This window comes from Aminobacter sp. J44, assembly GCF_007829415.1.
Classification (GTDB): Bacteria; Pseudomonadota; Alphaproteobacteria; order Rhizobiales; family Rhizobiaceae; genus Aerobium.
Genome location: NZ_VLJG01000015.1, coordinates 71,700 through 79,491 on the forward strand (window position 1 = coordinate 71,700; position 7,792 = coordinate 79,491).

Annotated in this window: 17 protein-coding genes; all 17 read right to left on the reverse strand. The window is 61.3% G+C overall.

Annotation, left to right across the window (positions count from 1 at the left end):
- Window positions 1-23 precede the first annotated feature (23 nt).
- Window positions 24-422 carry a 30S ribosomal protein S8 gene (rpsH, locus tag L610_RS07995; protein WP_024847003.1) on the reverse strand — a complete coding sequence of 133 codons (399 nt, stop codon included), beginning with the start codon at window positions 420-422 and terminating at the stop codon, window positions 24-26.
- A gap of 12 nt (window positions 423-434) precedes the next feature.
- Window positions 435-740, reverse strand: a complete 306-nt coding sequence (gene rpsN, locus L610_RS08000; protein ID WP_024847004.1) for a 30S ribosomal protein S14 — start codon at window positions 738-740, stop codon at window positions 435-437.
- Window positions 741-764: 24 nt separating this feature from the next.
- On the reverse strand, window positions 765-1,322 hold the full coding sequence (gene rplE, locus L610_RS08005) for a 50S ribosomal protein L5 (protein ID WP_024847005.1): 558 nt from the start codon (window positions 1,320-1,322) through the stop codon (window positions 765-767).
- The gene (rplX, locus tag L610_RS08010; RefSeq protein WP_024847006.1) at window positions 1,315-1,629 is read right to left on the reverse strand and encodes a 50S ribosomal protein L24; all 315 of its coding nucleotides are present in this window, start codon (window positions 1,627-1,629) and stop codon (window positions 1,315-1,317) included. Before rplX ends, rplE begins: the two co-directional genes overlap by 8 nt.
- A 13-nt stretch (window positions 1,630-1,642) precedes the next feature.
- The gene (gene rplN / locus L610_RS08015) at window positions 1,643-2,011 is read right to left on the reverse strand and encodes a 50S ribosomal protein L14 (RefSeq protein ID WP_024847007.1); all 369 of its coding nucleotides are present in this window, start codon (window positions 2,009-2,011) and stop codon (window positions 1,643-1,645) included.
- 64 nt (window positions 2,012-2,075) lie between these two features.
- Window positions 2,076-2,336: a 30S ribosomal protein S17 gene (gene rpsQ, locus L610_RS08020; RefSeq protein WP_024847008.1), complete on the reverse strand. Its 261-nt coding sequence runs from the start codon at window positions 2,334-2,336 to the stop codon at window positions 2,076-2,078.
- Between the two features lie 11 nt (window positions 2,337-2,347).
- Window positions 2,348-2,548 (reverse strand): 50S ribosomal protein L29, encoded by a 201-nt coding sequence (rpmC, locus tag L610_RS08025; protein WP_024847009.1) that lies wholly within the window; start codon window positions 2,546-2,548, stop codon window positions 2,348-2,350.
- A gap of 13 nt (window positions 2,549-2,561) precedes the next feature.
- Entirely contained in the window at window positions 2,562-2,975 is a 414-nt protein-coding gene (gene rplP / locus L610_RS08030) for a 50S ribosomal protein L16 (protein WP_024847010.1), read from the reverse strand.
- Between the two features lie 23 nt (window positions 2,976-2,998).
- Window positions 2,999-3,709 carry a 30S ribosomal protein S3 gene (gene rpsC / locus L610_RS08035; protein ID WP_034329283.1) on the reverse strand — a complete coding sequence of 237 codons (711 nt, stop codon included), beginning with the start codon at window positions 3,707-3,709 and terminating at the stop codon, window positions 2,999-3,001.
- Complete coding sequence (gene rplV / locus L610_RS08040; RefSeq protein ID WP_024847012.1) at window positions 3,709-4,095, reverse strand: 50S ribosomal protein L22; 387 nt, start codon at window positions 4,093-4,095, stop codon at window positions 3,709-3,711. The genes rpsC and rplV overlap by 1 nt, the downstream gene beginning before the upstream one ends.
- A 1-nt stretch (window position 4,096) precedes the next feature.
- The gene (gene rpsS, locus L610_RS08045; protein ID WP_024847013.1) at window positions 4,097-4,375 is read right to left on the reverse strand and encodes a 30S ribosomal protein S19; all 279 of its coding nucleotides are present in this window, start codon (window positions 4,373-4,375) and stop codon (window positions 4,097-4,099) included.
- 15 nt (window positions 4,376-4,390) lie between these two features.
- Window positions 4,391-5,224: a 50S ribosomal protein L2 gene (rplB, locus tag L610_RS08050; protein WP_024847014.1), complete on the reverse strand. Its 834-nt coding sequence runs from the start codon at window positions 5,222-5,224 to the stop codon at window positions 4,391-4,393.
- A gap of 11 nt (window positions 5,225-5,235) precedes the next feature.
- Window positions 5,236-5,529, reverse strand: a complete 294-nt coding sequence (locus L610_RS08055) for a 50S ribosomal protein L23 (protein ID WP_144704091.1) — start codon at window positions 5,527-5,529, stop codon at window positions 5,236-5,238.
- Window positions 5,522-6,148, reverse strand: coding sequence for a 50S ribosomal protein L4 (rplD, locus tag L610_RS08060; RefSeq protein ID WP_024847016.1), 627 nt, complete (start codon window positions 6,146-6,148; stop codon window positions 5,522-5,524). The genes L610_RS08055 and rplD overlap by 8 nt, the downstream gene beginning before the upstream one ends.
- Window positions 6,148-6,870, reverse strand: coding sequence for a 50S ribosomal protein L3 (gene rplC, locus L610_RS08065; RefSeq protein ID WP_024847017.1), 723 nt, complete (start codon window positions 6,868-6,870; stop codon window positions 6,148-6,150). The genes rplD and rplC overlap by 1 nt, the downstream gene beginning before the upstream one ends.
- 63 nt (window positions 6,871-6,933) lie before the next feature.
- A complete protein-coding gene (gene rpsJ / locus L610_RS08070) occupies window positions 6,934-7,242 on the reverse strand; it encodes a 30S ribosomal protein S10 (RefSeq protein WP_007066362.1) in 309 nt (102 codons plus the stop codon).
- 75 nt (window positions 7,243-7,317) lie between these two features.
- Window positions 7,318-7,792 (reverse strand): EF-Tu/IF-2/RF-3 family GTPase (locus tag L610_RS08075; protein WP_246658963.1); only part of this gene is annotated, 475 nt, incomplete at its 5' end.

Consider the following 7,792-nt stretch of genomic DNA (forward strand, 5'->3'; position numbering starts at 1 on the left):
CCTTCTATTGTTCCGCCGGCCGATCAGAAGATCTGGCACAGCACCTCGCCGCCGACATTCTGCTCACGAGCCTGATGGTCAGCCATCACGCCCTTGGGAGTCGACAGGATCGAGATGCCGAGGCCGTTGGCCACGGACGGGATAGACTTGACCGAAACATACACGCGGCGGCCCGGCTTGGAGACGCGGGCGATCTCGCGGATCACCGGCTGGCCTTCGTAGTACTTGAGTTCGATCTCAAGCTCCGACTTGCCGTTCTCGTAGTCGACCTTTGCGTAGTCGCGGATGTAGCCTTCGGCCTTCATGACGTCGAGCACGCGAGCACGCAGGTTCGAAGCCGGCGTGGTAACGGTGGTCTTGCGGCGGCCATAGGCGTTGCGAATGCGGGTGAGCATATCGCCGAGGGGATCACTAAGGGACATCTTTGGTCCTCCTTACCAGCTCGACTTGACCAGGCCGGGAATCAGGCCGTTGTTGCCGAGTTCGCGCAGCGCCACACGGCTCATCTTGAGCTTGCGGTAGAATGCGCGCGGGCGGCCGGTGACTTCGCAACGATTGCGAATGCGGGTCTTCGCCGAGTTACGCGGAAGCGCGGACAGCTTGAGCTGCGCGCGGAAGCGCTCTTCCATCGGCTTGGACTGATCCATGATGATCGCCTTCAGCGCTGCACGCTTGGCAGCATACTGGTCGACGAGCTTCCGGCGCCGATTGTTCTTTTCTACTGAGCTGGTCTTTGCCATTTCAGGTTCCTTTGTTCGCTGCCGTTACTGCCGGAATGGGAAGTTGAAGGCCTTGAGCAGAGCCCGAGCCTCGTCGTCCGTCTTGGCAGTCGTACAAACGATGATGTCCATTCCCCAAACCTGATCGACCTTGTCGTAGTTGATCTCGGGGAACACGATGTGCTCCTTGATGCCCATGGCGAAGTTGCCACGACCATCGAAGCTCTTTGCATTGAGGCCGCGGAAGTCGCGAACGCGCGGCAGCGCGATCGTGACCAGGCGGTCAATGAATTCGTACATGCGATCCGAACGAAGGGTGACCTTCGCGCCGATCGGCATGCCTTCACGCACCTTGAAGCCTGCAATCGAGTTGCGGGCGCGGGTGACGACCGCCTTTTGGCCGGCGATCAGGCTCAGGTCCTCGGCGGCGACCGACGGCTTCTTGGAGTCGCCCGTGGCCTCGCCGACGCCCATGTTGATCACGACCTTGTCGAGACGCGGAATCTGCATCTCGTTGGCGTAGTTGAACTGATCCTGGAGCGCCTTGCGGATCTGCTCACGGTACAGGGTCTTGAGCCGCGGCTCGTACTTCTGGTCAGCCATTGATGACTTCTCCCGAGCGCTTCGCGACACGCACCTTCTTGCCGTCGCGGATCTCGAAGCCGACGCGGGTCGGCGTCTTGCCGTCCTTCGGGTCGACCACTGCAATGTTGGACAGGTGGATCGGAGCTTCCTTGCGGATCAGACCACCTTCCTGGTTCTGCGTCTGGCGCTGGTGGCGCACAACCACGTTGACGCCACTGACGATTGCCTTCTGGTCCTTCGGCTGAACCTTCAGAACCTCACCGGTGCGGCCCTTGTCCTTGCCGGCGAGAACGACGACTTTGTCGCCCTTGCGAATCTTCTGCATTTCACCGGCCTCCTTAGAGCACTTCAGGCGCGAGGGAGATGATCTTCATGTGGTTCTTCGCGCGGAGCTCGCGCGGAACCGGCCCGAAGATACGGGTGCCGATCGGCTCCCGCTTGTTGTCGACGAGCACTGCTGCGTTGCTGTCGAAACGGATCACACTGCCGTCAGGACGGCGGATGTCCTTGGCCGTGCGAACCACGACCGCCTTCATCACATCACCCTTCTTGACGCGGCCGCGCGGAATTGCTTCCTTGATCGAGACGACGATGATGTCGCCAACCGAGGCATACTTCCGCTTCGAGCCGCCCAGCACCTTGATGCACATGACACGACGCGCGCCGGAATTATCCGCGACGTCGAGGTTTGTTTGCATCTGAATCATGACTGGCCGCCTTCTTCTTTATTTTGGGCAAGGCTCCCGCCCTGCCCGGCTGTCCAAATTTTTCTTACTCGGCTTTCGCCGCCAGTTCCTGCGTCTGGTTCTGGATCACAACCCAACGCTTGTCTTTCGAGATCGGAGCCGACTCCTGGATGAAGACGAAGTCGCCCACCTTGCAGGAGTTGTCCTCGTCATGCGCCTTGTAGCGCTTGCTCTGACGGACAACCTTCTTCATCACCGGATGGGTGAAGCGGCGCTCGACCTTGACGACGACCGTCTTATCATTCTTGTCACTGACGACAGTGCCCTGCATGATGCGCTTCGGCATGGTCCTCGTCCTTAAGCCTTCTTGGCAGCGGACTTCTCCGCTGCAATCGTCTTGATACGCGCAATGTCCTTACGGACCTGGTTCACGCGTGCGGTTTTCTCAAGCTGGCCGGTTGCCTTCTGAAAGCGCAGGTTGAACTGCTCCTTCTTCAGTGCGGCAAGCTCATCGTTCAGTTCGTCGAGGGTCTTCGCCCTCAAATCGGACGCCTTCATATCCGGGACCCTCTTATTCTGCAATACGCTGTACGAAGCGCGTGCGTACGGAAAGCTTGGCAGCGCCGAGACGAAGTGCCTCACGGGCAACGTCTTCCGGCACACCGTCGATCTCGAACATCACGCGGCCTGGCTTGACGCGCGCTGCCCAGTACTCGACGGAGCCCTTACCCTTACCCATGCGGACTTCGGTCGGCTTCGCAGTAACCGGGAGATCCGGGAAAACCCGGATCCAAACGCGGCCCTGACGCTTCATCTGGCGAGTGATCGCGCGACGAGCGGCTTCGATCTCGCGGGCAGTAACGCGGTTCGGCTCGAGAGCCTTCAGGCCGTAGCCGCCGAAGTTCAGGTCGGTGCCACCCTTGGCAGCGCCGTGAATGCGGCCCTTGAACTGCTTACGGAACTTTGTGCGCTTTGGCTGCAGCATCGTTCTTCTCCAAATTCCTATGCTTAGGCGTTCTCGCGGCGGCGGTTTCCACCGGCCTGCTGCTGATCGCCCTCGACAGCCCTACGCTCCGAAGCCATCGGATCGTGCTCGAGGATCTCGCCCTTGAACACCCAGACCTTGACGCCGCAGGTGCCGTAAGCGGTGTGAGCCTCAGCCGTGCCGTAGTCGACGTCCGCACGCAGGGTGTGCAGCGGAACGCGGCCCTCGCGGTACCACTCCATGCGGGCGATTTCCGCACCGCCCAGGCGACCCGAGCAGTTGATACGGATGCCCTCGGCGCCCAGACGCATAGCCGACTGAACGGCACGCTTCATGGCGCGACGGAATGCCACACGGCGCTCGAGCTGCTGCGTGATCGACTGAGCGATCAGCTTGGCATCGATCTCCGGCTTACGAACCTCGACGATGTTGAGGTGCGTCTCGGACTTCGTCATCTCGGTGAGCTTCTTGCGAAGCTTCTCGATGTCGGCGCCCTTCTTGCCGATGATCAGGCCCGGACGTGCGGCGTGAATGGTCACGCGGCACTTCTTGTGCGGACGCTCGATGACGATCTTCGAGACGGCAGCCTGCTTCAGCTCCTTCTCGAGATACTTGCGGATCTTGAGATCCTCATGGAGCAGCGTGCCGTACTCGCCGGTGTTCGCGTACCAGCGGGAGTCCCAGGTACGGTTGATGCCGAGGCGAAGGCCGATCGGATTGATTTTCTGACCCATTATGCGGCCTCCACTTCTTCGACTTCGCGAACGACGATCGTCAGGTGCGAGAACGGCTTCTCGATCCGGCTTGCACGACCGCGACCGCGGGCATGGAAGCGCTTCATGACGATCGACTTGCCGACATATGCCTCAGCAACGATGAGGGAGTCGACATCGAGGTCGTGGTTGTTTTCGGCGTTAGCGATAGCCGACTCAAGCGTCTTCTTGACGGTGCCGGCGATGCGCTTGCGGGAGAATTCGAGGTCGGCGAGAGCAGTGCTGACCTTCTTGCCGCGGATCAACGCGGCAACCAGGTTCAGCTTCTGCGGGCTGACACGGATCGTGCGCAGGACGGCGCGCGCTTCGTTGTCGGCGAGCCTACGCGGAGCTTTGGCCTTGCCCATGTTACTTCCTCTTCGCCTTCTTGTCCGCGCCATGGCCGTAGTAGGTACGGGTAGGCGAGAACTCACCGAACTTGTGGCCAACCATCTCCTCGGAAACCGAGACCGGGATGTGCTTCTGGCCATTGTAGACGCCAAAGGTGAGGCCGACGAACTGCGGCAGGATCGTGGAGCGGCGGCTCCAGATCTTGATCACCTCATTACGCCCGCTTTCGCGCGCCTTCTCTGCCTTCTTGAGGAGGTAGCCGTCGACGAACGGGCCTTTCCAGACTGAACGGGTCACGTTCTGTACCTTTCCTTAGCTCTTGCGCTGATGGCGCGAGCGCATGATGAACTTGTCGGTCGCCTTGTTAGAGCGCGTACGCTTGCCCTTCGTAGGCTTGCCCCACGGGGTAACCGGATGACGGCCACCCGAGGTACGGCCCTCACCACCACCGTGCGGGTGGTCGACCGGGTTCATAGCAACACCGCGGGTGTGCGGGCGCTTGCCGCGCCAGCGCGTGCGGCCGGCCTTACCGTCGTTGATGTTGGCGTGGTCCGGGTTCGACACGGCACCAACCGTAGCGAGGCACGAGCCGTGGACGACGCGCTGCTCACCCGAGTTGAGGCGCAGGATCGCCATGCCCTGGTCGCGACCGACGAGCTGGGCGTATGCGCCAGCCGAACGAGCGATCTGACCGCCCTTGCCCGGCTTCAGCTCGACGTTGTGAACGATCGTGCCAACCGGCATCGCCGACAGCGGCATCGCATTGCCCGGCTTGACGTCGACGTTCTCGCCGGCGACGACCTTGTCACCGACAGCAAGGCGCTGCGGAGCCAGGATGTAGGACAGCTCACCGTCTTCATACTTGATGAGCGCGATGAACGCCGTACGGTTCGGGTCGTACTCGAGACGCTCGACGGTGGCCGAAACGTCGAACTTGCGACGCTTGAAGTCGACCAGGCGATACGAACGCTTGTGACCACCACCGATGAAGCGGGCGGTCACGCGGCCGTAGTTGTTACGGCCGCCCTTCTTGACGAGACCCTCAGTCAGACCCTTGACCGGCTTACCCTTGTAGAGACCGGAACGGTCCACGATTACGAGCTGGCGAGTACCAGGCGTAATCGGATTAAAGTGTTTCAATGCCATCGTTCCGATCCTTACAGTCCGGTCGTGACGTCGATCGACTGGCCTTCAGCCAGCGTGACGACAGCCTTCTTGACGTCGCTCTGCTTGCCAATGGTGCCGCGGAAGCGCTTCACCTTGCCCTTGCGAACGAGCGTGTTCACCGCGGTAACCTTGACGCCGAACAGCGCCTCAACCGCAGCCTTGATCTCCGGCTTCGAAGCCTTGCCGGCCACGTTGAAGACCACCTGGTTGTTTTCCGAAGCCATGGTGGACTTCTCGGTGATCGCCGGGGAGACGATTACGTCGTAGTGGCGAAGATCAGTCATTTGAGAACCGCTCCTCCAGAGCCTCGACAGCTGCCTTCGAGAGGACGAGCTTGCCGCGACGCAGAATGTCGTAGACGTTGATACCCTGGATCGGCAGGACATCGATGTTCGGAATGTTCGCTGCAGCGCGCTTGAAGTTTGCGTCAAGCTCAGCGCCGCCGATCACGAGTGCGTTGCTCAGGCCCAGCTTCGCGAAGTTCGCGACGAGAGCCTTCGTCTTCGGCTCGGACAGAGCCAGATCATCGATGATGATCAGGTTCTCACCCTTGGCCTTGGCCGACAGAGCGTGCTTAAGGCCGAGCGCGCGGACCTTCTTCGGAAGGTCGTGAGCGTGGCTGCGAGCAACCGGGCCGTGAGCCTTGCCACCGCCGCGGAACTGCGGTGCACGAGCGGACGAGTGACGGGCGCGGCCCGTACCCTTCTGCTTGTACATCTTCGCGCCGGTGCGGGAGACGTCAGCGCGGCTCTGCGACTGGTGCGTGCCCTGCTGCTTCTTGGCCAGCTGCCAGCGAACGACGCGCTGCAGGATGTCCTCGCGCGGATCAAGACCGAAGATCTCTTCCGACAGCTTGATATTGCCAGCTGCGTCGCCAGCAAGCGTGGTAATCTTGACGTCCATTACTCTGCTCCCTCGGTGACCGGAGCGGTCTCAGCCGCCGGGGCTGCATTCGTCCGGATCGCCGCCGGCTTCGGCGCATTTTCCGGCAGCGTCGCCTTGACGGCGTCACGCACATAGATCCAGGCGCCCTTGGAACCCGGAACCGCGCCGCGGACCAGAATCAGGCCGCGCTCTGCGTCGGTCGAAACAACCTCGAGGTTCTGGGTCGTCACGCGGGTAGCACCCATGTGACCGGCCATCTTCTTGCCCTTGAACACCTTACCCGGATCCTGGCGCTGACCGGTCGAACCGTGCGAGCGGTGCGAAACCGAGTTACCGTGGGATGCACGACCACCACCGAAGTTGTGGCGCTTCATGACACCCTGGAAACCCTTACCGATCGAGGTACCCGTCACGTCGACCTTCTGGCCAACGACGAAGTGATCGGCAGTGATCTCGGCGCCAACCTCGATGAGGTTTTCCGGAGAGACGCGGAATTCCGCGACCTTCGCCTTCGGCTCGACCGAGGCAGTGGCGAAATGACCGCGCAGAGCCTTGGACGTGTTCTTCACCTTGGCGAGCCCGACACCGAGCTGCACGGCGGTATAGCCGTTCTTTTCCTGGGTACGCTGCGCCACCACCTGGCAGTTCTCCATGCGGAGAACGGTGACAGGCACGTGTTCGCCCGCGTCATTGTAGACGCGCGTCATCCCGATCTTCTGTGCGATAACACCTGAACGCATCAGTTCTTTCCTTCAGAGGAGCCATTCGGGCGAACACGCCCGTCCGGCTCATGGTTATGCTCCCTAGAGCTTGATCTCGACGTCGACGCCGGCGGCCAGGTCGAGCTTCATGAGAGCGTCGACAGTCTGCGGGGTCGGATCCACAATATCGAGGAGTCGCTTGTGGGTGCGCATCTCAAACTGCTCGCGGCTCTTTTTGTCAATGTGCGGCGAGCGGTTTACGGTAAATTTTTCGATCCGCGTCGGCAGCGGAATGGGCCCGCGTACGTTCGCGCCGGTGCGCTTAGCCGTCGACACGATCTCCCGCGTCGATGCGTCCAGGACACGGTGGTCGAACGCTTTGAGGCGGATGCGGATATTCTGTCCGTTCATCTGGTCGGTTCCTTCAAGTCTTCCGCGGGCGCGGGCAGAAGCCGAAGCCACGCCCGCGACAGACCCTTATTCTTCTTACTCGATGATCGCGGCGACGATGCCGGCGCCGACGGTGCGGCCGCCTTCACGGATAGCGAAGCGCAGGCGCTCTTCCATCGCGATCGGAACGATCAGCTCGACGTCAACGGTGATGTTGTCGCCCGGCATGACCATCTCGGTGCCTTCCGGCAGCTTGATGATGCCGGTCACGTCGGTCGTGCGGAAGTAGAACTGCGGACGGTAGTTCGTGAAGAACGGGGTGTGACGGCCGCCCTCTTCCTTGGTGAGGATGTAAGCCTCAGCCTTGAACTTGGTGTGCGGCTTCACCGAACCCGGCTTGCACAGAACCTGACCGCGCTCGACGTCCTCACGGCTGATACCGCGAACCAGWGCACCGATGTTGTCGCCAGCCTGGCCCTGGTCGAGCAGCTTGCGGAACATCTCGACGCCGGTGACGGTCGTCTTCTGGGTCGGACGGATACCGACGATCTCGACTTCCTCGCCAACCTTG